General features: G+C 71.7%; 19 protein-coding genes. 12 read left to right on the forward strand and 7 right to left on the reverse strand.

Annotation, left to right across the window (positions count from 1 at the left end; all coding sequences use genetic code 11):
* The first annotated feature begins 19 nt into the window (after positions 1-19).
* The 5 genes from argH to RTA_RS14750 all read left to right on the forward strand — a co-directional run bounded on the left by argH (position 20) and on the right by RTA_RS14750 (position 5,516).
* Positions 20-1,435, forward strand: a complete 1,416-nt coding sequence (argH, locus tag RTA_RS14730; protein ID WP_013902211.1) for an argininosuccinate lyase — start codon at positions 20-22, stop codon at positions 1,433-1,435.
* 14 nt (positions 1,436-1,449) lie between these two features.
* Complete coding sequence (locus tag RTA_RS14735; RefSeq protein WP_041676463.1) at positions 1,450-2,109, forward strand: response regulator transcription factor; 660 nt, start codon at positions 1,450-1,452, stop codon at positions 2,107-2,109.
* Positions 2,106-3,434 carry an ATP-binding protein gene (locus tag RTA_RS14740; RefSeq protein ID WP_013902213.1) on the forward strand — a complete coding sequence of 443 codons (1,329 nt, stop codon included), beginning with the start codon at positions 2,106-2,108 and terminating at the stop codon, positions 3,432-3,434. Before RTA_RS14735 ends, RTA_RS14740 begins: the two co-directional genes overlap by 4 nt.
* A 59-nt stretch (positions 3,435-3,493) precedes the next feature.
* A complete protein-coding gene (locus RTA_RS14745) occupies positions 3,494-4,927 on the forward strand; it encodes a Do family serine endopeptidase (RefSeq protein ID WP_013902214.1) in 1,434 nt (477 codons plus the stop codon).
* A 139-nt stretch (positions 4,928-5,066) separates the two neighbouring features.
* Positions 5,067-5,516 (forward strand): septal ring lytic transglycosylase RlpA family protein, encoded by a 450-nt coding sequence (locus tag RTA_RS14750; protein WP_013902215.1) that lies wholly within the window; start codon positions 5,067-5,069, stop codon positions 5,514-5,516.
* Between the two features lie 13 nt (positions 5,517-5,529).
* On the opposite strand, the gene RTA_RS14755 is transcribed toward RTA_RS14750, so the two are convergent.
* Positions 5,530-6,162: a response regulator gene (locus tag RTA_RS14755; protein ID WP_041676464.1), complete on the reverse strand. Its 633-nt coding sequence runs from the start codon at positions 6,160-6,162 to the stop codon at positions 5,530-5,532.
* Positions 6,163-6,437: 275 nt separating this feature from the next.
* On the opposite strand from RTA_RS14755, the gene RTA_RS19850 reads away from it, so the two are divergent.
* Positions 6,438-8,768, forward strand: coding sequence for a hybrid sensor histidine kinase/response regulator (locus RTA_RS19850; RefSeq protein WP_081466286.1), 2,331 nt, complete (start codon positions 6,438-6,440; stop codon positions 8,766-8,768).
* 13 nt (positions 8,769-8,781) lie between these two features.
* Here RTA_RS19850 and RTA_RS19855 read toward each other — a convergent pair whose 3' ends face one another.
* Positions 8,782-9,543 (reverse strand): DUF4399 domain-containing protein, encoded by a 762-nt coding sequence (locus RTA_RS19855; protein ID WP_226986080.1) that lies wholly within the window; start codon positions 9,541-9,543, stop codon positions 8,782-8,784.
* A gap of 278 nt (positions 9,544-9,821) precedes the next feature.
* On the opposite strand from RTA_RS19855, the gene RTA_RS14770 reads away from it, so the two are divergent.
* Positions 9,822-10,991 carry an alpha-hydroxy acid oxidase gene (locus tag RTA_RS14770; protein ID WP_013902219.1) on the forward strand — a complete coding sequence of 390 codons (1,170 nt, stop codon included), beginning with the start codon at positions 9,822-9,824 and terminating at the stop codon, positions 10,989-10,991.
* Positions 10,992-11,001: 10 nt separating this feature from the next.
* Here RTA_RS14770 and RTA_RS19860 read toward each other — a convergent pair whose 3' ends face one another.
* Complete coding sequence (locus RTA_RS19860; RefSeq protein WP_158307842.1) at positions 11,002-12,696, reverse strand: sensor histidine kinase; 1,695 nt, start codon at positions 12,694-12,696, stop codon at positions 11,002-11,004.
* A gap of 94 nt (positions 12,697-12,790) precedes the next feature.
* Between RTA_RS19860 and dinB the strand changes: the two genes are divergently transcribed.
* On the forward strand, positions 12,791-14,020 hold the full coding sequence (gene dinB / locus RTA_RS14780; RefSeq protein ID WP_013902221.1) for a DNA polymerase IV: 1,230 nt from the start codon (positions 12,791-12,793) through the stop codon (positions 14,018-14,020).
* 15 nt (positions 14,021-14,035) lie between these two features.
* On the opposite strand, the gene cueR is transcribed toward dinB, so the two are convergent.
* The 3 genes from cueR to RTA_RS14795 all read right to left on the reverse strand — a co-directional run bounded on the left by cueR (position 14,036) and on the right by RTA_RS14795 (position 17,494).
* Complete coding sequence (cueR, locus tag RTA_RS14785) at positions 14,036-14,458, reverse strand: Cu(I)-responsive transcriptional regulator (RefSeq protein ID WP_013902222.1); 423 nt, start codon at positions 14,456-14,458, stop codon at positions 14,036-14,038.
* Complete coding sequence (locus RTA_RS14790) at positions 14,458-16,878, reverse strand: heavy metal translocating P-type ATPase (RefSeq protein WP_013902223.1); 2,421 nt, start codon at positions 16,876-16,878, stop codon at positions 14,458-14,460. The genes cueR and RTA_RS14790 overlap by 1 nt, the downstream gene beginning before the upstream one ends.
* Positions 16,879-16,990: 112 nt before the next feature.
* Positions 16,991-17,494 (reverse strand): DUF411 domain-containing protein, encoded by a 504-nt coding sequence (locus tag RTA_RS14795; RefSeq protein ID WP_013902224.1) that lies wholly within the window; start codon positions 17,492-17,494, stop codon positions 16,991-16,993.
* 111 nt (positions 17,495-17,605) lie between these two features.
* Here RTA_RS14795 and RTA_RS14800 point away from each other — a divergent pair, with 111 nt between their 5' ends.
* The 4 genes from RTA_RS14800 to RTA_RS14815 all read left to right on the forward strand — a co-directional run bounded on the left by RTA_RS14800 (position 17,606) and on the right by RTA_RS14815 (position 20,039).
* On the forward strand, positions 17,606-17,866 hold the full coding sequence (locus RTA_RS14800; RefSeq protein WP_041675624.1) for a hypothetical protein: 261 nt from the start codon (positions 17,606-17,608) through the stop codon (positions 17,864-17,866).
* Between the two features lie 114 nt (positions 17,867-17,980).
* On the forward strand, positions 17,981-18,916 hold the full coding sequence (locus tag RTA_RS14805; protein ID WP_013902226.1) for a DUF3034 family protein: 936 nt from the start codon (positions 17,981-17,983) through the stop codon (positions 18,914-18,916).
* A 15-nt stretch (positions 18,917-18,931) separates the two neighbouring features.
* Positions 18,932-19,357: a group I truncated hemoglobin gene (locus RTA_RS14810; protein ID WP_013902227.1), complete on the forward strand. Its 426-nt coding sequence runs from the start codon at positions 18,932-18,934 to the stop codon at positions 19,355-19,357.
* 4 nt (positions 19,358-19,361) lie between these two features.
* Positions 19,362-20,039: a cupredoxin domain-containing protein gene (locus RTA_RS14815; RefSeq protein WP_226986081.1), complete on the forward strand. Its 678-nt coding sequence runs from the start codon at positions 19,362-19,364 to the stop codon at positions 20,037-20,039.
* A gap of 164 nt (positions 20,040-20,203) precedes the next feature.
* Here the strand turns inward: RTA_RS14815 and RTA_RS14820 are convergent, their stop codons facing one another.
* Positions 20,204-22,414 (reverse strand): GAF domain-containing protein, encoded by a 2,211-nt coding sequence (locus tag RTA_RS14820; protein WP_013902229.1) that lies wholly within the window; start codon positions 22,412-22,414, stop codon positions 20,204-20,206.
* Positions 22,415-22,436: the final 22 nt, after the last annotated feature.

The following is a 22,436-nucleotide window of genomic DNA, read 5'->3' on the forward strand; positions in this document are numbered from 1 at the left end:
GCCCGATTATTCCCCCCTTATGTCGCAGAACCAACTCGATCAAAAGTCCCAGGCCTGGTCGGCCCTGTTTTCCGAGCCGATGAGCGAGCTGGTGCAGCGCTACACCTCCAGCGTGTCCTTCGACCAGCGGCTGTGGCGCGCCGACATACAGGGCTCGCTGGCGCATGCCGCCATGCTGGCGGCGCAGGGCATCATCTCCCGGGACGACCTGGCCGCCATCGAGCGCGGCATGGCGCAGATCGCGCGCGAGATCGAATCCGGCGGGTTCGAGTGGAAGCTGGCGCTGGAGGACGTGCACCTGAACATCGAGGCGCGCCTGACCCAGCTGGCGGGCGACGCCGGCAAGCGCCTGCACACCGGCCGCAGCCGCAACGACCAGGTCGCCACCGACGTGCGCCTGTGGCTGCGCGGCGAGATCGACGCCATCGCCGCCCTGCTCGCGCAGTTGCAGCGCGCCCTGGTGGACATCGCCGACCAGCACGCCGAGACGGTCATGCCCGGCTTCACCCATCTGCAGGTGGCGCAGCCGGTGAGCTTCGGCCACCACATGCTGGCCTACGTGGAGATGTTCGCGCGCGACGCGCAGCGCCTGGCCGACGTGCGCCGGCGCGTCAACCAGCTGCCGCTGGGCGCCGCCGCCCTGGCCGGCACCAGCTACCCGCTGGACCGGGAGATGGTGGCGCGCGCCCTGGAGATGGTGGACGAGGACGGCTGCGCCGCCATTTGCCAGAACTCGCTGGACGCGGTCAGCGACCGCGACTTCGCCATCGAGTTCACCGCGGCGGCCTCGCTGTGCATGGTGCACGTGAGCCGCCTGTCGGAGGAACTCATCCTCTGGATGAGCCAGAACTTCGGCTTCATCCAGCTGGCCGACCGCTTCACCACCGGCTCGTCCATCATGCCGCAGAAGAAGAACCCGGACGTGCCCGAGCTGGCGCGCGGCAAGACCGGCCGCGTGGTCGGCCACCTGGTGGGGCTGCTGACGCTGATGAAGGGCCAGCCCCTGGCCTACAACAAGGACAACCAGGAGGACAAGGAGCCGCTGTTCGACACCGTGGACACCTTGAAGGACACGCTGCGCATCTTCGCCGAGATGGTGGGCGGCATCACGGTGCAGCCCGGGGCCATGGAGCGCGCCGCGCTCAAGGGCTACGCCACGGCCACCGACCTGGCCGACTACCTGGTCAAGAAGGGCCTGCCGTTCCGGGACGCGCACGAGACCGTGGCACACGCGGTCAAGACCGCCACCGCGCTGCAGGTCGACCTGGCGCAGCTGCCGCTGGTGGAACTCAAGCGCTTCAACCCCGCCATCGGGCAGGACGTGTACGAGGTGCTTTCCCTGCGCGGCTCGCTCAATGCCCGCAGGCTGCTGGGCGGCACGGCCCCCGACCAGGTGCGCGCGCAGGTCGCGCGGCACCGCCAGCGGCTGGGGTGATCGAAGGCCGCCGCATGCGCCTGCTCCTCGTCGAGGACGACCGCATGATCGGCGAGGCGCTGCTGGACCTGCTGCGCGCCGAGCACTACGCCTGCGACTGGGTGCGCGACGGCGAGATGGCCGACACGGCCCTGCGCACCCACCGCTACGACCTGGTCCTGCTGGACCTGGGCCTGCCGCGGCGCGACGGGCTGGAGGTGCTGCGCAACCTGCGTGCCCGCCGCGACAACGTGCCGGTGCTGGTGGCCACGGCGCGCGACGCGGTGGCCGACCGGGTGGCCGGCCTGGACGCCGGCGCCGACGACTACGTGGTCAAGCCCTACGACACCGACGAGCTGCTGGCGCGGCTGCGGGCCCTGTACCGGCGCCGCGCGGGCCAGGGCGAGCCGGTGTTCTCGCACCACGGCGTGGTGCTCACCCCGGCCACCCGCGAGGCCACGCTGGACGGCCAGCCGGTGCAGCTGTCGGCGCGCGAATGGGCGGTGCTGGAGCCGCTGATCGCCCGGCCCGGCACCGTGCTGTCGCGCGCCCAGTTGGAGGAGAAGCTCTATGGCTGGAAGGACGACATCAGCAGCAACGCGGTGGAGGTCTACATCCACGGCCTGCGCAAGAAGCTGGGCGCCGGCCTGATCCAGACCGTGCGCGGCCTGGGCTACGTGGTGCCGCGCGAATGACCTCCGCCGCCGCCAGGCCCCATTCCCTGCGCCGGCGCCTGCTGGGCCTGGTGCTGGCCGCCATCCTGCTGGCCGCGCTGGGCCTCGGCGCTGCCACCTACCGCGGCGCGCTGCGCCAGGCCGACGCGCTGTTCGACCTGCACCTGCAGCAGATGGCGCAGGCGCTGCGCTGGGGCGTGCCCCTGGGCGGGTTGGCCGACGGCGCGGCGGACGACGGCATCGAGGTGCTGATCCAGATCTGGGGCCTGGACGGCACCCTGGTGTTCCGCTCCGGCCCCTCGCCGCTGCCGCCACGCGCGGTGCTGGGCTACTCGGACGCGGAGGTGGACGGCCGCCGCTGGCGCATCTACACCCTGCACACGCCGATGCAGACGGTGCAGATCGCGCAGGACCGCGACGCCCGCCAGGCGCGCGCCCGCGCGCTGGCGCTGCAGGCCACCCTGCCGATGGCGCTGCTGGCGCCGCTGCTGATGCTGGCCGTGGGCTGGATCATCACGCGCTCGCTGGCGCCGGTAGAGCGCATGCGCCGCCAGGTGGCCGCGCGCGCCGACGACGACCTGTCGCCGCTGCCCGAGCAGGGCCTGCCGCAGGAGGTGCGGCCGCTGGTGCACGAGCTGAACCTGCTGTTCGGCCGGGTCGACGCCGCCTTCGCGGCGCAGAAGAACTTCGTGGCCGACGCCGCGCACGAGCTGCGCTCGCCGCTGGCGGCGCTGCGGCTGCAGGTGCAGGCGCTGCGCCGCGCGTCCGACGACGCGTCCGGCCGCGAGGCCGCGATCGCCCGGCTGCAGCAGGGCATCGAACGGGCCATCCGCCTGGTGGGCCAGATGCTGGTGCTGGCGCGGCAGGAGGCCGGCGGCGAGGCAGCGCCCGTGCAGCCGGTGGCGCTTCAGGCGCTGCTCCAGGAGGCGATCGGCGCGGCCCTGCCCCAGGCCACGGCGCGCGGCATCGACCTGGGGCTCGCGGCCGTGGAGCCCGCCACCGTGCAGGGCCGCGCGCAGGAACTGCTGATCCTGCTGAACAACCTGGTGGACAACGCGATCAAGTACGCGCCGCCCGGCGGCCGGGTGGACCTGGGCCTGGCGCTGGAGGACGGCGCGCCGGTGCTCACCGTGGAGGACAGCGGCCCCGGCATCCCCGAGGACCAGCGCGAGCGCGCCTTCGACCGCTTCCACCGGTTGGGTTCCGCGGACGAGGCCGCGGGCAGCGGCCTGGGCCTGGCCATCGTGCGCGCCATCGCGCAGCGCCATGGCGCCAGCGTGCGGCTGGACGCGTCCGCCCGGCTGGGCGGGCTGCGCGCCGAGGTGCGCTGGCCCCGCCGGCCTTAAGCCCCGCCTAAGCGGCGGGCACCACCATTGCGGTCATCCATCCACAAGGAGTTGACCCCATGAAGCTTGCATCCCTGACCCCCACCCGGCTGACCCTGGCCCTGGCGGCCGCCGGCGTGATCGGCGGGGCCGGCGTCTCGGCGCTGGACCTCGGCCGCGCCCATGCGGCCGACGCGCCCGCCGCCACCGCTCCCGCCGCGCCGCCGCTGACCGGCGTGCCCGACTTCAGCAGGATCACCGAGCGCTACGGCCCCGCCGTGGTCGGCATCAGCGTGGTCGGCAGCGCGCGCCCGGCCGCCATGGGCCCGGGCGGCATGGATCCGTTCCAGGAGTTCTTCGGCTTCGGCCGCGGCGCCCCGGGGCCCCAGCAGCCCACGCGCGGCCAGGGCTCGGGCTTCATCGTGAGCCCGGACGGCATCATCCTGACCAATGCCCACGTGGTGCAGGGCGCCAGGGAGGTCACCGTCAAGCTGACCGACCGGCGCGAGCTGCGCGCCAAGGTGCTGGGCGCCGACCCCAAGACCGACATCGCGGTGCTCAAGGTCGAGGCCAGCAACCTGCCCGTGGTCAAGCTGGGCGACAGCGGCGCCCTCAAGACCGGCGAATGGGTGCTGGCCATCGGCTCGCCCTTCGGCTTCGAGAACACGGTGACCGTGGGCGTGGTCAGCGCCATCGGCCGCTCGCTGCGGGGCGACAGCGCCGTGCCCTTCATCCAGACCGACGTGGCCGTCAACCCCGGCAACTCGGGCGGCCCGCTGTTCAACGCACGCGGCGAGGTGGTGGGCATCAACTCGCAGATCTACAGCCGCACCGGCGGCTACCAGGGCGTGTCCTTCGCCATCCCCATGTCGCTGGCCAGCAAGGTGCAGGACCAGATCGTGCGCACCGGCAAGGTGGAGCACGCGCGGCTGGGCGTGACGGTGCAGCCGGTGAACCAGGCGCTGGCCGACTCGTTCAAGCTGCCGCGGCCGGAAGGCGCGCTGGTGGCCCAGGTCGAGCCCGGCAGCCCGGCGGCGCAGGCCGGCCTGAAGTCGGGCGACATCATCCGCCAGGTGGACGGCAAGCCCATCCTCTCGTCGGGCGACCTGCCGGCGGTGATCAGCCTGTCCACGCCGGGCCAGAAGGTCCAGCTGGAGGTGTGGCGCCAGGGCAAGGCCGAGCAGGTGGCGGCCACGCTGGGCAGCGCCGATACGCAGGGCGAGCAGCAGGCGGCGGCGCCGGCCGAGGCGGGCCAGGGCAAGCTGGGCCTGGCGCTGCGGCCGCTGCAGCCCGGTGAGGCGGGCAGTGCCCAGAGCGGCCTGCTGGTGCAGGGCGCCAGCGGTCCCGCCGCCGCGGCCGGCATCCAGCCGGGCGACGTGGTGCTGTCCATCAACGGCCGGCCGGTCAAGGACGTGGCGCAGGCCCGCGAGGCCGTGGCCCAGGCCGACAGGTCGGTGGCCCTGCTGGTGCAGCGCGGCGACCAGCGCATCTTCGTGCCGGTGCGCATGGGCTGAACCCCTGCGGAGGACAGCCGCCGGGCCGCTGGTCCTACGCCCGGCTGCGCCGCCGCCCGATGCGGCGGCGCTCGCGCTGGCGTCACAGTGCCCCTGTCGGGCAGCGGTCGCCGGCTGCCTGCCTTTGAAGGAGAGCACCATGACGCACGAGCGGATCGCCGCTGCCCTGGCTGCCGCAGTCCTGGGTGCCGCCTCGGGCACTGCCCTCGGCCAGCCGGCCGAGGGCAGTGCCAGGCTGGACCACTCCGGCCGCAAGCAGGTCGGCCAGGCTTCGTTCTATGCCGACAAGTTCACCGGCCGGCCCATGGCCGATGGCACGCCCATGGACCCGCGCGACGACAACGCCGCCAGCAAGACCCTGCCCCTGGGCACCACCGCCCGCGTGACGAATCTGGAGACCGGCCGCAGCGCGGTGGTCACCATCCAGGACCGCGGGCCTTTCGTGCCCGGCCGCATCGTGGACCTGTCGCCCGCCACCGCCGAACGCATCGGCCTCAGCCGCGAAGACGGCTTGGCGCCGGTGGAGGTCGCGCCCATCGAGGTGCCGCAGCCTGGCGGGGGCGTGCGGCGCGGCGTCGGCGCGCGCTAGGTGCCCGCCGCGCTCAATCGATCAGGCTGTTCTTGAGCGCGTAGTAGGTCAGGTCGCTGTTGGACTCGAGCGCCAGCTTCTCCAGCAGGCGGGTGCGGTAGGTGCTCACCGTCTTGACCGACAGCGACAGGTCGCGCGCGATGTCGCTGGCCGTCGCGCCCCTGGCCAGCTTGAGGAAGACCTGGAACTCGCGGTCCGACAGCTGCTCGTGCGGCGGCGCCTCCAGACCGCGGTTGAGCTGGCGCGCCAGAAGGTCGGCCACCGCCGGCGAGATGTAGCGCTTGCCCAGGGCGACGGTGCGGATGGCGTTGAGGATCTCGTCGGGCTGGCATTCCTTGTTGAGGTAGCCGCTCGCGCCCTTGCGGATCAGGGAGGTCGCGTACTGCTCCTCGGGATAGGCCGACAGGATCAGGATGCCCACGTCGGGCGCCTTGGCGCGGATCATGGTCAGCGCGTCGATGCCGCTCTGGCCGGGCATGGACAGGTCCATGAGCAGCACGTCCATGGCGACGTTGCGCACCAGGTCGATGGCCTCGCGGCCGCTGGACGCCTGGCCCACCACCTTGATGCCGATCTGCTCGGACAAGAACGTGAGCAAGGCCGTCCGCACGATGGCGTGGTCGTCGACGATGCCTACCTTGATAATCGAATCGTGCATGGCTGTTTCTTCTTCGTGTTCGCCCTGAATATGCATCAGGCAGTCCACCGCTGGGCCAGTGCGCGGCGTGTCACTGGCTCGTCCTACACCGCTTGAGGGCTTTGTCGTACGAACTCGCCAAGGTCGCGCCGGGATCTCGCTGCTTCTTTTTCAGGAGCGTGCGGCACAGCTTCCTGGCGGTCTGGCGCCAATGTGCCGTGCACGCCAGGCCAGGCTTGCACAACCGCAACGGTTAGAATGGCACCGCCTCTGCAGGCCGCCGCATGCCGCCATCCCCCTTACCTCGACCCGCTGCGGGCTCCGACGCCGAGCGCCTGGACTTTATCGTGGAGACCTGCGGCATCGGCGTGTGGCTCAACCCCATGCCGCTGGGCGCGCTGAGCTGGAACAAGCACGTCAAGGCGCATTTCCACCTGGCGCCCGAGGCCGAGGTCGACATGGCCCTGTTCTACGAGCGCCTGCACCCGGACGACCGGGCGGTCGTGGAGCGGGCGCTGGAGGCCTCCCTGACCAGCCGCGCAATGCTCGACCTGATCTATCGCACCCGCGGGCCGGGCAGCGCCCTCAAGTGGATCCGTGCCGTCGGCCGGCCGACCTTCGATGCCGAGGGCCGTCCGGTCCAGTTCGATGGCATCACCCTGGACGTGACGCGGGAGATGCAGTCCCAGGCCGAGCTGCGCAGCTTCGCCGACACCGCGCCGGCCATGCTGTGGGTCACGGAACCGGACGGCCGCTGCTCCTTCCTGTCGCAGGGCTGGTACGACTTCACCGGCCAGGACGCGTCACATGCGCTGGGCTTCGGCTGGCTGGAGGCGGTGCACCCCGACGACCGCGCTGCCGCACGCCAGGCCTTTCTCGAGGCCAACGCCGGCTTCCGTGCCTTCCAGCTCGAGCATCGGCTGCGCCGGGCCGATGGGCGGTGGCACTGGGTCATCGACGCGGGGCAGCCGCGCTTCGACGAGGCGGGGACCTTCCTGGGCTTCGTCGGCTCGGTGACGGACATCCACGAGCGCCGGCTGGCCGAGCAGCGCCTGCGCGACAGCGAGGAGCGGTACCGCGGCTTCGTCGCCAACAGCACCGAGGGCATCTGGCGGATCGAGTTCGATCCGCCGGTGGACACGCGGCTGCCGCCGGCCGAACAGGTGTCGCTGATCTACCGCCAGGGGCGCTTTGCCGAATGCAACGACGCATTCGCCCGCATGTACGGCTTCTCGGCCGCCGCCGAGCTGGAGGGCCAGAGCCTGTCCCTGATGCTGCCGCAACAGCAGGCGGGAGCGCGGGCCTACCTGGAGGCCCTGATCGCCCAGGGCTACCGCGCTAGCGAGGTCGAGTTCGAGCAGCGCGACCGCGGGGGCCGCACCCTGCACTTCGCCAACAGCCTCACCGGCGTGCTGGAGAACGGCTGGCTGGTGCGCGCCTGGGGCACGCAGCGCGACATCACCGACCGCAAGCGGGCCGAGCAGGCGCTGCTGGAGGCTGACCGGCGCAAGGATGACTTCCTTGCGACACTGGCGCATGAGCTGCGCAACCCGCTCGCGCCGATCCGTAACGCCGTGGAACTGCAGCGCCGGCTGCCGCCCGGGCACCCCGCCCTGCCGCGCCAGCGCGACCTGATCGATCGCCAGGTCAGCCACCTCACCCGCCTGGTCGACGACCTGCTGGACGTCAGCCGCATCACCCGCGACAAGCTCGAGCTTCGCCGTGTCCCGGTGGCAGTGGCCGACCTGGTGCGCGACGCCGTGGACAGCTGCCGTGCCGACCTGGACGCCGGCCGCCATGCGCTGGCGCTGGACCTGCCGGCGCAGCCGCTGACCGTGCAGGGCGACCCGGTGCGGCTGGTGCAGATCCTGGGCAACCTGCTGGGCAACGCCGCCCGCTACTCGCCGCCTGGCACGCCGGTGCGGCTGGCGGTGCGCGCCGAGGCACCGGAGGTGGTGGTCTTCACCGTGACCGACCAGGGCGAAGGCATCGCGCAGGACGACCTGCCGCGCCTGTTCGACCTGTTCTTCCAGGCGCGCCGCGGCAGCGACCGGCCGCACGGCGGCCTGGGCATCGGTCTGTCGCTGGTCCAGCGGCTGGTTCAGCTGCATGGCGGCACCGTGCGCGCCAGCAGCGCCGGGCCGGGCCGGGGCAGCGAGTTCGAGGTGCGCCTGCCCAACCCTGCAGCGGCAGCGGACGTGCCGGCCGAGGCGGCCATGCGGCTTCCTGCACCGCAGCCGGCAGGCCCCGCGGCGCGCGTGCTCGTGGTCGACGACAACCGGGACGCCGCCGACACGCTGGCGGCGTGGCTGGACGTGATGGGCTGCGAGACGGCCACGGCCTACGACGGCCAGGAAGGGCTGGAGAAGGTCGCTGCCATGAAGCCCGATGCCGTGGTGCTGGACCTGGGCATGCCTCGGTTGGACGGCTGGCAGGCGTGCGAGCGCATCCGGCAGCTGCCCGGAGGCGGCGAGATGCTGCTGGTGGCGGTCTCGGGGTGGGGTCAGGAGCGTGATCGCCAGCGCACCGCGCGCGCCGGCTTCGACGCCCACCTGGTCAAGCCCATAGCGCCGGACGCCCTGCTCGAACTGGTGTACCGCCACCGCCGCCGCTGAAGCGGCTGCGGGCTCAGGGCGCGGTGAAGGCGGCGCCCACGGCGATGCGCACCGGCTTGCCCGCGGCCATCAGCAGCCCGTCCCCGGCGTTGTCCATCAGATCCAGCTTCAGCTGGTACTCGCCCTTGGGCGGCTGCAGCCAGACCTCGGTCTGGCCCTGGCGGAAGTCCAGCACCTCGGGCCGCTGGCCGGCGCGCTCCAGCGTCAGGCGGAAGTGCCCGGTGCCGGGCACGGCCGGCGCCACGTGCGAGACGTTGTAGCCGCTGGCATGGAACTGCACCCGGAAAGGCGCCCTCAGCGTCTCGCCGTCGGCCGGGCTCAGCACCTCGATGCGCTTGGGGCCCAGCAGATCGGGCGCCGCCACCTTGTTCTGCCGGGTGACCGTGACCTTCACCGGCTTGCTGTAGACGAAGTACGGGATGTGCCCCTGGTCGGCCAGCAGCAGGTTCAGCGTGTAGGTGCCGGGCTTGAGGTCCAGCACATGCTCCATCTGGCCCTTGCCGAAGTGGATGTACTGGTCGGTGAAAGGCAGCGGCTTCTTGAAGTCCAGCGGCAGCGGCTGGTTGACCAGCAGGTGGTGGTGCCCGGCGCGGCCGGCGGTCTTGCTGGCCGGCACCAGGCCGCGCATGGACAGGCCGAAGCGCGCCACGAAGGGCGACTCCACCGTCATGCCGTCCTTGAGGTTGGTGAAGTACGCATCCGGCTGGCGGCTGGGCGCGGGCACCACCCAGGGATGGCTGACCACTTCCGATTCGACCGGCGCGGTCGCGGCCACGGGCTGGCCGGGCGCCTGGGCACCGGCTGGACCGTAAAAAAGAGCCGCAGCCAGCAAGGCATAAGAGAGCACGGGAGAGCGAACCGGCGTATGCATACTTTTCACCTCATTAAAAGAGAGAGCACTTCCTTATACGCAGCCGCAAAGCTTTTGGTTCTTTTTGTTACAAATAAGCTGGCAACGAACACGGGCTGAGCAAATTTCCACGCCGTCCCAAATTGCTCAAACCGCTGCCCCGGCGCCCGGCTAGCATTCGCGCCTGCCGAGGAGACCTGGACTTGCCCCACATCACCAACATCGAAGACCTGCGCGTGCTGGCGAAAAAACGCGTGCCGCGCATGTTCTACGACTACGCCGACTCCGGCTCCTGGACCGAGAGCACCTACCGCGCCAATGAAGCCGACTTCAACCGCATCCTGCTGCGCCAGCGGGTGGCGGTGAACATGGAAGGCCGCAGCACCCGCACCCGGATGGCCGGCCAGGAGGTGGCGATGCCGGTGGCCATCGCGCCCACCGGGCTGACCGGCATGCAGCACGCCGACGGCGAGATCCTGGCAGCGCGCGCGGCCAAGAAGTTCGGCATCCCGTTCACGCTGTCGACCATGAGCATCTGCTCGATCGAGGACGTGGCGCGCGGCACCGACCACCACCCGTTCTGGTTCCAGCTGTACGTGATGCGCGACCGCGGCTTCATCGAGCGGCTGATCGACCGCGCCAAGGCCGCCAACTGCTCGGCCCTGGTGCTGACGCTGGACCTGCAGATCCTGGGTCAGCGCCACAAGGACATCAAGAACGGCCTGTCGGCGCCGCCCAAGCTCACCCTGCCCAACATCCTCAACCTGATGACCAAGCCGCGCTGGTGCCTGGGGATGCTGGGCACCCAGCGCCGCCAGTTCGGCAACATCGTGGGCCACGTCAAGGGCGTGGAGAACATGGGCTCGCTGGCCGAGTGGACGGCCAAGCAGTTCGACCCGGCGCTGTCGTGGAACGACGTGGAGTGGATCAAGAAGCGCTGGGGCGGCAAGCTGATCCTCAAGGGCGTGCAGGACATCGAGGACGCGCGCCTCGCGGTGGACTCCGGCGCCGACGCCGTGATCGTCTCCAACCACGGCGGGCGCCAGCTGGACGGCGCCCCCTCCTCCATCTCCGCCCTGCCGGCCATCGCCGACGCGGTGGGCAGCCGCATCGAGGTGCACATGGACGGCGGCATCCGCTCCGGCCAGCACGTGCTCAAGGCCGTGGCCCTGGGCGCGCGCGGCACCTACATCGGCCGCGCCATGCTGTACGGCCTGGGCGCCATGGGCGAGGCCGGCGTGACGCGCGCGCTGGAGATCATCCACAAGGAGCTGGACCTGTCGATGGCCTTCTGCGGCCGCACCGACATCAACACGGTGGACAAGGGCATCCTGCTGCCGGGCAGCTGGCAGCACCTGGAAAGCCGCCAGTAGCCGGCGGCGCTCAGTTGATGCGCTTGGCCGAGGGGCCGAGCGTGAAGAAGAAGGTGGCGCCCTCGCCCGGCCGGGCCTGCGCCCAGACCCGCCCGCCGTGGCGCAGCGCGATGCGCTGCACCGTGGCCAGGCCGATGCCGCTGCCCTGGAAATCGGCTGCCGGGTGCAGTCGCTGGAACGGGCTGAACAGGTGGCGCGCGTGGGCCATGTCGAAGCCCACGCCGTTGTCGCTCACGTAGAAGGCGCGCTCGCTGCCCGCCTCCAGCGGCTGGCGGCCGACCTCGATGCGCGCGTGTTCCTGCCGCGCCGTGAACTTCCAGGCGTTGCCGATCAGGTTGGCCAGCAGCTGGCGCACCAGGCGCGGGTCGCCCATGGCCTGCAGGCCGGGCTGCACCACGAGCTCGACCCGTCGGCCGGGCGTGGACTCCTGCAGCTCGGCGGCGATTTGGCGAGCCAGAGCGCTGACGTCCACCAGCTCGTGCCAGATCTCGGCGCGGCTCACCGTGGCCAGCGCCAGCAGGCCGTCGATCAGTACGCTCATCTGCCGCACGCCGGCACGGATGCGGGTGAGGAAGTGGCGCGAGCGGTCGTCCAGCTGCGCGTGCGCGCGCGCCCACAGCTCGTGGCTGAAGCCGTCGATGGTGCTCAACGGCGCGCGCAGGTCGTGCGACACCGAATAGGAAAAGGCCTCGAGCTCGCGGTTGGCCCGCTCCAGCGCCTGCTCCAGTTCCTTCTGCGGCGTGATGTCGGCCCAGTAGCCGGTCCACAGGATCGAACCGTCGGCCTCGCGCCGCAGGATGGCGCTGCTGTGGACCCAGCGCTGCACGCCGTCGGCTCCGGTGACGCGGTAACGCTGGTCGAAAGGCTGCAGCGTGCGCTCGGCCTCCAGCGCCGCCTCCTGCACCCGCCGCCGGTCCTCGGCGGCCATGGTGCGGAACACGATGCGCGGGTCCCGCCGCATGGCTTCGGCGCTGAAGTCGCGCACCCGCCGGGTGTTCTCGCCGACGTAGACGCAGCGCCGGCGCCGGCCCTCGTCCCAGCTCTTCATCTGCCACACGACGATGGGCAGGTTGTCCACCAGATCCGACAGGCGCCGTTCCGCGGCCCGGCGCACGCCGGCCTGGTACACCGCGACCGCATAGGCCGGCACCAGGATCAGCAGGCTCAGCAGGATGGCGACGCCCAGGAAGCGCAGCGCCTGCTGCTGGCGCTCCAGCGCGCTCCCCTGGCGCTGCGCCAGCAGACCCAGCTCCTCGCCGCGCAGGGCTTCGGTCATGTGCTGGACCTGCTCGTCCACCGTGGCGCCCACCATGGACGCCTCCACCGCCGGGACGGGCCCGCCCCGCGCCCAGTCCCCGGCCAGCCCGCGCAACCGGTCCACGCGCGCCTGCTGGCCCGGGTTTTCCGCCGTCCGCGCCTTCAGATGCTCCAGCACGGACAGGAACCTCGCGACCTCGGCATCGCGCTCCTGAAGGTGCTTGCGGATGCCGGTCAGCTCCCAGCTGCGCTGGGCCGAGTCCGCCAGGGCGAAGTGCAGGCGGGCCCGGGCGATCTCGTTGAGCACCTCCTGCGTATGGCCGACCGACTCCGAGGCCGCCTGGCCCTTGACCGCCACGTCGTACAGCGACGCCCACAGCACCAGCAGCAGCCCGGCGGCAGCGGCGAAGGACAGGTGCATGGCCGCCCGCGGCCAGGTGCGCTCCACCCCCAAGATCTGCTTCCTTCCAACAGCAACGGCAACCGGTAGAGCATGGCACGCGGCCGCACCGGCTGTCCAGCAACCTTCAAAATCCAGGGTCATGGATTCGCCGCGCCGCATCGCCCACCTGGACATGGACGCCTTCTTCGCGTCGGTCGAGCTGCTGCGCTACCCGCAGCTCAAGGGCCTGCCGGTGGTGATCGGCGGCGGCCGGCGGCGGGTGGACGAGATGATCCGCGAGCGCTGGGCCGGCCGGCCGCTGTCCGAGATCCCGCCGGAGGCCTTTCCGCGCCTGAAGGACTACGCAGGCCGTGGCGTCATCACCACGGCCACCTACCCGGCCCGCCAGTTCGGCGTGGGCTCGGCCATGGGCATGATGAAGGCCGCCAAGCTGTGCCCCCAGGCCCTGGTGCTGCCGGTGGACTTCGACGAGGTGCGCCGGTTCTCGCGCGCCTTCAAGGCCACCATCCGCGAGATCGCGCCGGTGGTGGAGGACCGCGGCATCGACGAGGTCTACATCGACTTCACCGAGGTGCCGGGCGGCCAGCGCGAGGGCGGCCGGGTGCTGGCCCGGCTGATCCAGAAGGCCATCTTCGAGCGCACGGCGCTGACCTGCTCGATCGGCGTGGCGCCCAACAAGCTGATCGCCAAGATGGCCAGCGAGTTCAACAAGCCCAACGGCATCTCGGTGGTCCATGGTGAGGACGTGCAGCGCCTGATTTGGCCGCTGCCGGTGCGCAAGATCAACGGCATCGGGCCCAAGGCCGAGGCCAAGCTGCACCGGCTGGGGCTGACTGCCATCGGCGACATCGCCGCGCGCGAGCGCGAGTGGCTGGTCGGGCATTTCGGCAAGAGCAACGGCGCCTGGCTGCACGATGCCGCCTGGGGCCGCGACGACCGGCCGGTGGTGACCGAGAGCGAGCCCGTGTCCATGAGCCGGGAAACCACCTTCGAGCGCGACCTGCATGCGGTGCGCGACCGAGCCGAGCTGGGTGCCATCTTCACCGACCTGTGCGAACGGGTGGCGGGCGACCTGCAGCGCAAAGGCTACGTGGGCCGCACCATCGGCATCAAGCTGCGCTACGACGACTTCCGCATCGCCACGCGCGACCAGACGCTGCCGCTGTACACCGCCGACGCCAGGACCATCCGCCAGGCCGCCGGCCAGTGCCTCAAGCGGGTGGACCTGACGCGCAGGCTGCGCCTGCTGGGGGTGCGCGTGGGCAAGCTGGCGCGCGCGGACTCGGCGCCGAACCAGGCCTTGGCCCTGTCCGCAACCGCCCCGACGGTGGCAGCAGAGCCCCGCCCCGCGACGATGGACCTGTTCTGAGCCCGCTCCCGCACCTCAGCGCGGGGGGTGGGCGTGGCCGCCCTCCAGCTCGTCGAGGATGGGGCAGTCCGGCCGCTGGTCGCCCTGGCAGCAATGGACCAGGTGCTGCAGCGTGGCGCGCACCGCCTGCATCTCGGCGATGCGGCGGTCCAGGTCCTGCACATGGCGGCTGGCGATGCGGCGCACGTCGGCGCTGGAGCGCCGGCGGTTCTGCCACAGCTTGAGCAGGTCGGCGATCTCCGCCATGGAAAAACCCAGGTCGCGCGCGCGCCGGATGAAGCGCAGCGTGTGGACCTCGCGCTCGGTGTACTGGCGGTAGCCCGCGTCGGTGCGCTGCACCGCCGGCAGCAGGCCCAGCGACTCGTAGTGGCGCACCATCTTGGCCGAAACGCCCGAGCGCCGGGCCGCCTGGCCGATGTTGAAGTGGGCGGCATCCATCAGCGGCCCCCCCGCCAGCGGCGCAGCATCAGCGCATTGCTCACCACGCTCACGCTGCTGAACGCCATCGCCGCGCCAGCGATCACGGGGCTGAGCAGGCCGAAGGCGGCCAGCGGGATGCCCACCACGTTGTAGACGAAGGCCCAGAACAGGTTCTGGCGGATCTTGGCGTAGGTGCGCCGCGAGATGTCCAGGGCGTCGGCCACTAGGGAAGGGTCGCCGCGCATCAGCGTGATGCCGGCGGCATGCATGGCCACGTCGGTCCCGGTGGACATGGCGATGCCCACATCGGCGGCGGCCAGGGCCGGCGCGTCGTTGATGCCGTCGCCCACCATGGCCACGGTGCGGCCGCCGGCCTTGAGCTCGCCGACGATGCGGGCCTTGTCCTCGGGCAGCACCTCGGCACGCACCTCGGACATGCCCAGCTGGCGGGCCACCACTTCGGCGCTGCCGCGGTTGTCGCCCGTGACCAGCACCGCCTGCACGCCCTGGCTGCGCAGCTTGCGGATGGCTTCGGGCGCCGCCGCCTTCAGCGCGTCGCCGAAGGCCAGCAGGCCCGCCAGCTTCGCAGTCCCGGTCACATCAGCCACCCAGGACACGGTACGCCCCTGGGTCTGCAGCGTGGCGGCCAGGCCCCCCAGGTCGCCAAGGTCCACCCCCAGTTCCCGCATGAAGCGGCTGCTGCCCAGCCGCAGTTCCCGACCGTCCACCGTAGCCGCCATGCCGCGTCCGGCGATGGCGCGCACGTTCGATGCTGGTCGCGACGGCCCCGGCTCCTGCCGCGCGGCCTCGAGCACCGCCCGGGCCAGCGGGTGCTCGCTGCCGGACTGGATCGATGCGGCCAGGGTCAGCAAAGCCCGGCGGTCGCCATCGGTCGCCCGCACCTCCACCAGCTGCGGCCGGCCCTCGGTCAGCGTGCCGGTCTTGTCGAAGGCCACGACCCGGACCTGGTGTGCGACTTCGAGCGCCTGCGCGTCCTTGATCAGGATGCCGTGCCGCGCGGCCACGCCGGTGCCGGCCATGATGGCGGTGGGCGTGGCCAGGCCCAGCGCGCACGGGCAGGCGATCACCAGCACGGCCACGGCGTTCAGGATGGCCGCCTCCCAGTGGCCGGTGAGCAGGCCCCAGCCGAGCAGCGTCAGGGCCGCGATGCCGACCACCACCGGCACGAACACCTCGCTGACCCGGTCCACCAGGCGCTGGATGGGCGCCTTCCCGGCCTGCGCGGATTCCACCATCCGCACGATGCGCGCCAGCGTGGACTCGGCGCCCACGGCGGTGGTGCGCACCAGCAGCAGGCCTTCGGCGTTGACCGAACCGCCCGTGACCGGGTCGCCCTCGTGCTTGGCCACCGGCAGGCTCTCGCCGGTGATCAGCGATTCGTCGACCTGGCTCGAGCCCTCGACGACCTGGCCGTCCACCGGCACCCGCTCGCCGGGGCGGATCACGACGGTGTCCCCCACCGCGACCTTCGCGACGGCCACTTCGGCTTCCGTACCGTCGCCGCGGCGTATGCGGGCGGTCTCCGGCCGCAGCGCGTTGAGCGCGCGGATGGCCTCGGTGGTCTGCCGCTTGGCACGGTCCTCCAGCCACTTGCCCAGCAGCACCAGCGTGATCACCACGGCCGAGGCCTCGAAGTACAGGTGCGGCGTGCCGTGCCCGGCATGCGCCAGCAGCAGGTAGACGCTCAGCCCATAGCCGGCCGTGGTTCCCAGCGCGACCAGCAGGTCCATGTTGCCCGTGCGCGCCTTGAGCGCCTTCCAGCCGGCCCGGTAGAAGCGCGCGCCCAGCCAGAACTGCACCGGCGTGGCCAGCGCCAGCTGAAGCCAGCCGGGCAGCATCCACTCCTGGCCGAACAGCAGGCCAAGCATCGGCAGCACCAGCGGGAACGACAACGTGGCGGCAACTGCCACGGGCCACCATGGACGACCTTCGCTGCGCCCGGCTGCCCCGGCCTGGGAGCCGGTGGCCACGGTCGGGCGGGCCCGGTAGCCGGCTTTTTCGACGGCGGCGACCAGCGTCGCCGCTGTCGTCTCGACGGAGGCGACCCTGACCTCGGCCTTCTCGGTGGCGAGGTTGACTCCGGCGGCCAGCACGCCGGGCACCTTCCTGAGCACCTTTTCGACGCGTGCCACGCAGGAGGCGCAGGTCATGCCCTCGATGTCCAGCGGGATGCTGCGTTCGGGCACGGCGTAGCCGGCCTTCTGCACCGCCGCACGCAGCGTGTCCAGCGACACGCCGGGTCCGGTCGTCACCGTGGCGGCTTGCGTCGCGAGGTTGACGGTGGCATCCTGCACGCCCGGCACGGCGCGCAACGCCTTCTCCACGCGCGCGACGCAGGAGGCGCAGGTCATCCCCTCCACCGGCAGGGTCCAGTCCTGGGGTGGCCGGTTCGGGACGGTCAGGGTGGCAGTGCTCATGGCTCATCTCCATCACAGGTTGGCAATGGAGCCAGTCTCAACCCTCCCATCATGGCAAGGTCAAGGGCCGTGGCGGCGAATCCATGGGCGGCATGCGGGATTGCGCGTTTGCCTACGAGCGCCTGCCTTCGTAGCGCTGGTAGACCGCCGCGCTGCCGTCCCGGGCCAGCAGCATGACGTTGTAGGCATCCCGGCGGCCGCCGTACAGCGGCGAATCCATGCCCGGCGAGCCCACCGGCATGCCCGGTACCGACAGCCCGACGGCCCCGGGCTTCTCCTTGAGCAGCCGGTGGATCTCACGCGCCGGCACGTGCCCTTCGATGGCGTAGCCGCCGATCAGGGCCGTGTGGCACGAGCCCCAGCGGTCGGCCACGCCCAGCTTGCCGCGGACGGTGTCGTTGCCGGTGTCGTTGACCCTGACCTTGAAGCCGTTGGCCTCCAGGTGGCTCACCCACTCCTTGCAGCAGCCGCAATCCGGCTCCTTCCAGACCTCGGCGAACACGGCAGGCCGCGCCTGGGCCATCGCGGTGGCCGGCACCGCCAGCAATGCGGCCAGGCCGAGGGAGAACGAACGGCGGTCCAGCGGGCTGGTTCCGATGCGGGTGGCTGTTGCCATGGCAGATTCCTTTCGATCAGGCAGGAGTCGAATTCTCCAGGACGGCCGAAGTTCCGGATCCCGCCGCTGGGTTTGACGCTGGCTGACGCGGTGCTTACATTGCCTCAAGCCATGACGCTCGCCGAACTCCATCGCATCAAGCAGTGGCAGCTGGCGCACCGGCGCGACCATCCGCTGGAGTACCACTGCTGGGACGGCGTGCTGACGCTCTGGCTGATGGGCTGGATCGGCTGGCTGCCTGCGCTGGCTCTGGACCAGCTGTGGGCCCTTCCCCTGTGCCTCCTGGGCGCCGCCAGCCCCAACCTGTACGTGGCCTGGCGCGCCAGCGCCCACCAGCGGCGGCGCCTGCGCTGCGACTGGCTGCAGGGCTGACAGACCGCCAGGCCCCGCAGGTTGCTGCGGTAGCGGCTGCCTGCTTGTCGTGGCGTTGAATCCGATGAGCCAACGAGTGCGTAAGTATTCGTAACTCAATCCGGAAGGAGCTCCATGAAGACGACATCGATCGCCAGCGCCCTGGTGCTGGCCTGGTCCGCCTGCGGCACGGCCGCCCTGGCCGACACCGGCAAGCTGGTGCTGACCGGCGGCGTCAGCAGCATCGACGGCGCGGCCGGCGGTGGCCTGACCCCCTGGGCGGTCATCGGCAGCAACGCCACGGAGGGCGAGATCGGCGCCTCGGCGCACATCTCCCGCCTGAGCACCCAGGACTACGGCCTGACCACCTACGGCGCCACCGTCGGCCTGTACGACCGGGTGGAGCTGTCGCTGGCCCGCCAGGACTTCGACGCCTCGCCGACGCTGGCCCTCAACGGCATCGCGCCGTTCGGCGTCGCACCGGGCGAGCACCTCAGGATGGACATCGCGGGCGTCAAGGTCCGCCTGGCGGGCGACGCCATCCTGGAGAGCGATTCGCTGCTGCCCCAGGTGTCCGTGGGTCTGCTGCACAAGCGCGTGCAACCCGGTTCGCTGGGTTCCGTGCTGGACTTCCTGGGCACGCGCCGCAGCGGCACCGACTTCTACGTCAGCGCCACCAAGCTGTTCCTGGGACAGGGCCTGCTGCTCAACGCCACCTTGCGCAACACCAACGCCAACCAGAACGGCCTGCTGGGCTTTGGCACTGCCTCGCCCGGCCGCGACAGCCGCCGCTGGCAGCCGGAACTCTCGGCCGCGCTGCTGCTGCGCCGCAACCTGGCGATCGGCGCCGAGTACCGCCACAAGCCCAACAACCTCGAGGCCTTGGGCCGCGCCGCCGGCCTGGGCGGCGCGCTGCGCGAGGACAGCTGGAAGGACATCTTCGTCGCCTGGGCGCCGAGCAAGCACCTGTCCCTGACGCTGGCCTATGTCCAGCTGGGCCGCGTGGTGCCGGGCATCACGTCCGGCCGCGACCAGAGCGGTGCTTACCTCTCCGCCCAAGCGGCGTTCTGAACCTGGAGCAAATCCATGAAAAAGCTGATTCTGGCCATCGCCCTTCTGTCCGCTACCGGCGCCTGGTCGCAAACGGCGTCTGCCGATTCCCTGTACGCCGCGTTCGGCGAGAAGGCCGGCCTGGTCAGGCTGATGGACGACTTCGTCCAGCGGCTCGAGGCGGACGGCCGCACGGCCCCCCACTTCAAGGACGCCAACAAGCAGCGCCTGAAGGAACAGTTGGTCGACCAGGTGTGTCAGCTGAGCGGCGGCCCCTGCGTGTATCGCGGCGCTGACATGAAGACGGCGCACGCCAACCTGGACATCCGCAAATCGGACTTCAATGCCCTGGTTGAGGTGCTGCAGCAGTCAATGGACGCCCAGGGCATCCCGTTCCGCGTGCAGAACCAGCTGCTGGCCAAGCTGGCGCCCATGCACCGTGACACCATCACCGTGCGGTGACGCCATGGTCGGCAACTGGCACGACCGTCGGGCGGCGCTGACCTTGGCGGCCGCACTGGCCCTGGGCACCGCTGCCCACGCCGCCACCATCACGGTGGCGGTGGTGGACCGCGAGGGCAAGCCGGTGCCCGAGGCCGTGGTGGTGCTGTCGCCCTCCGCCGGCGGCCAGCCGCGCACGCCACTGCCCGGCCATGCCCTGGTAGTGCAGCAGAAGATGCAGTTCCTGCCGGCCGTCACGCTGCTGCCCGCGGGCGGACGGGTGATGTTCGTCAACGAGGACAGCTGGGAACACCATGTGCGCGGCACGGCCGCCGGCATCGCCGAACTGAACGCCGCCCCGGCGCACAAGGGCTTCGAGCTGCGCCTGGACGGCAAGTCCGCCGGCAAGGAGGCCAAGACGGCGGAGGTCACGCTGGACAGGGCCGGCGCCATGCTGCTGGGCTGTCACCTGCACGGCTCCATGCGCGGCCACATCTATGTGGCGGACTCGCCCTGGGCCGCCAAGACCTCGCCGGACGGCCAGGCGGTGTTCGACGACGTGCCCGCGGGCGCCGTACGGGTTCGGGTCTGGCACGCCGAACAGCTGATCGACCTGCCGGTCCAGACCGCCAGCCCCGCCGAGGCCGCGCCGGCGCGGCTCAACTTCCAGCTGCAGGTGGTGCCGCGCCGGCGCCGGACCTGAGGCCTAGGGCCTGCCCACGGATGTTTTGCGGGACGCGTTGGACCCACAAAGGCCGCGCGCAAGGCGCGTGGGCGCAGCCGGGCTGGCCGCCCGGCCTAGGAGGGCAACGCTGCATGGCGCGCTTGTGGGCCCGCTCGCGCCCGCAAAACATCCGTGGACAGGCCCTACCGCCGCGTCGGCCAGCGTGCGGTGAACACCACCCAGGGCGCGTGGTACTCGTACACCAGCGTGCCGCCATGGCCGCGCGCGATCTCGCGCGCGATGTACAGGCCCAGCCCCAGGCCGGTCCGGTTGCGGTCGTTGCCCAGGGACTGCCGCTTGAACGGGGCGAACAGCCTGCCCGTCAGCGCCGGCGGGATGGGGGGCGCCTGGTTGCGCACCTGCAGCACCACCTCGCCGCCTTCCCGCCGCACCACCAGGACGATGGGCCGGTCAGGCTCGCCATGGTGCCGGGCATTGCTCAGCAAGTTGCCCAGCAGCTGCGCCAGCCGGTCGGCATCCGCCGGGGCGGTGAAGGCGGGCGCGATGTCGCGCTCGATGGCCAGCCCCGGATGGGCCAGCAGCTCGTCGTCGGCGATGTCATGGGCCAGCTGCGGCACGTCCACCGGGGCGAACGAGAAGCCCAGGCCCAGGCCGGCCTGCAGGCGCGAGGTGTCCAGCACCTGCGCGATCAGCCGCTGCATGCGCGTGCTGGAACGCTGGATGCGGTGCCCCAGCGCCGACGCATCCGCGCCCCGCGCCAGCCCGTGCGCCGCCATGCTGATCGTCTGCAGCGGGGTGCGCAGGTCGTGGCCCAGCACGGCCAGCATCTGGTCGCGCGCACGGCTGAGTTCGGCATGGCGCGCGCCGACGGCCCGGGCCAGCTCGCCCTGCAGCTCCCGGGCCATTTCCAGGTCCGCCGCGGACCACGGCACCGCCTTGCCCCGCACTTCCTCGCGCCAGGTCTCGAACGAGCCGCGCGGCGTCAACCGGGGTCCGAGCGGGCCGCTGGTGTAGATCTTCTCCGGGGGGCCCGCCCATGCCACCGTCTCCACCTGCTCGCGCCGCAGCAGCGCCAGCCAGGCGGGCGCATCCCGGTCGAAGCGCAGGGCGAGCAGGCCGCACCAGGCGCCCAGCGGCTGCGCCAGCGCCGGCGGCACGCCCTGCAGCGAGTCCCGCGCGATCAGCTCGCCGGCCTCGGACGGCAGCGTGGCGTCCAGATGGCCCAGCAGCGCCCGCACGGCCTGCGCAGGCGCCGCGCCGTGCACGGACAGCTCCTCGCCCTCGAGCAGCACCACGGCCTGCGCCGAGAACTCGTGCGCCAGCGCGGGCACCAGCGGCAGCAGCGCCGCCAGCGAATCCTCGGCATGCAGCATGCGCTCGACCATGCGCGCCCGCAGGCTGGCGGCGCTGGCCGCGCGCGCGGCCAGCTCGCCATGCAGCAGGCTCTGCACGTTGGCGGCGACGATCTGCGCCAGCACCTCGCAGGCCATGCGCACCCCGTAGCGCACGCGCCTGGGCGCCATGTGATGGCAGGCCAGCATGCCCCAGAGCCGCCCGCCGACCACGATGGACACGCTCATGGACGCTCCCACACCCATGTTGCGCAGGTACTCGATGTGGACCGGCGAGACGCTGCGCAGGTGGCAGTGGCTCATGTCCAGGGGCTGGGGCGGCGTGCCCAGCACGGGCACCGCCGTCGCGTGGACGTCCGCGATCACGCGCAGCGTGTTGAGCAGGTAGAGCCGGCGCGCCTGCGCCGGGATGTCGCCGGCGGGGTAGCGGTGGCCCACCAGGGGCGGCAGCGCCGGCGCGCGCGCCTCGGCCACCACGTCGCCGCTGTCGTCGGGGCGGAAGCGGTAGGCCATGACCCGGTCGAAGCCGGTCAGCGCGCGCACCTCCTGCACGGCGGTCTCCAGCAGGGCATCGATCGAGCGCTGGCGCCGCAGCTTCTCGATGCCGTGATGCGCCTGCGCCGCGAAGTCCGCGCGCTCCTGCTCGTTGTCGGCGCGCGGCTCGAACTCGCCCACCACCAGGCGGCCGACCCGGTGCACGACCATGTCGAAACGGCGGTCGCCCAGCAGCACCTCCCGCTGCAGCGGCAACGGCGGCCACTGCTCGTCGGCCGCGGCCTCCGCCGCGAACGCCTCCCGCACGGCGGCTACCCGGCCGAAGTGCGCCGGTGCTATAGGCTGGCCGACCGCCGGCAGGCCGACGCCCAGCAAGGCCGACGCGTTGCTGCTGGCCCAGGCCAGCCGGCCTTGCAGGTCGAAAGCCAGCAACGCTCCGTGCGGCTGGATGTGCCCGGGGATATGGATGGGTTCGCTGGCGCAGTTGTCGAGCGTGACCGGCTCGGCCGGCCCTTGCACTGCGCCGCTGGTGAAAGTGGCGTACATGGACGGCCCATGCTAGCCGCGT

The organism is Ramlibacter tataouinensis TTB310 (assembly GCF_000215705.1).
Taxonomy (GTDB): Bacteria; Pseudomonadota; Gammaproteobacteria; order Burkholderiales; family Burkholderiaceae_C; genus Ramlibacter; species Ramlibacter tataouinensis.

Excerpts from the sequence above, each read along its gene's own strand:
- argH (WP_013902211.1), top strand. The coding sequence starts at position 20 with ATGTCGCAGAACCAACTCGATCAAAAGTCCCAGGCCTGGTCGGCCCTG.
- RTA_RS14735 (WP_041676463.1), top strand. The coding sequence starts at position 1,450 with ATGCGCCTGCTCCTCGTCGAGGACGACCGCATGATCGGCGAGGCGCTG.
- RTA_RS14740 (WP_013902213.1), top strand. The coding sequence starts at position 2,106 with ATGACCTCCGCCGCCGCCAGGCCCCATTCCCTGCGCCGGCGCCTGCTG.
- RTA_RS14745 (WP_013902214.1), top strand. The coding sequence starts at position 3,494 with ATGAAGCTTGCATCCCTGACCCCCACCCGGCTGACCCTGGCCCTGGCG.
- RTA_RS14750 (WP_013902215.1), top strand. The coding sequence starts at position 5,067 with ATGACGCACGAGCGGATCGCCGCTGCCCTGGCTGCCGCAGTCCTGGGT.
- RTA_RS19850 (WP_081466286.1), top strand. The coding sequence starts at position 6,438 with ATGCCGCCATCCCCCTTACCTCGACCCGCTGCGGGCTCCGACGCCGAG.
- dinB (WP_013902221.1), top strand. The coding sequence starts at position 12,791 with ATGGATTCGCCGCGCCGCATCGCCCACCTGGACATGGACGCCTTCTTC.
- cueR (WP_013902222.1), bottom strand. The coding sequence starts at position 14,458 with ATGGATGCCGCCCACTTCAACATCGGCCAGGCGGCCCGGCGCTCGGGC.
- RTA_RS14790 (WP_013902223.1), bottom strand. The coding sequence starts at position 16,878 with ATGAGCACTGCCACCCTGACCGTCCCGAACCGGCCACCCCAGGACTGG.
- RTA_RS14795 (WP_013902224.1), bottom strand. The coding sequence starts at position 17,494 with ATGGCAACAGCCACCCGCATCGGAACCAGCCCGCTGGACCGCCGTTCG.
- RTA_RS14800 (WP_041675624.1), top strand. The coding sequence starts at position 17,606 with ATGACGCTCGCCGAACTCCATCGCATCAAGCAGTGGCAGCTGGCGCAC.
- RTA_RS14805 (WP_013902226.1), top strand. The coding sequence starts at position 17,981 with ATGAAGACGACATCGATCGCCAGCGCCCTGGTGCTGGCCTGGTCCGCC.
- RTA_RS14810 (WP_013902227.1), top strand. The coding sequence starts at position 18,932 with ATGAAAAAGCTGATTCTGGCCATCGCCCTTCTGTCCGCTACCGGCGCC.
- RTA_RS14815 (WP_226986081.1), top strand. The coding sequence starts at position 19,362 with ATGGTCGGCAACTGGCACGACCGTCGGGCGGCGCTGACCTTGGCGGCC.
- RTA_RS14820 (WP_013902229.1), bottom strand. The coding sequence starts at position 22,414 with ATGTACGCCACTTTCACCAGCGGCGCAGTGCAAGGGCCGGCCGAGCCG.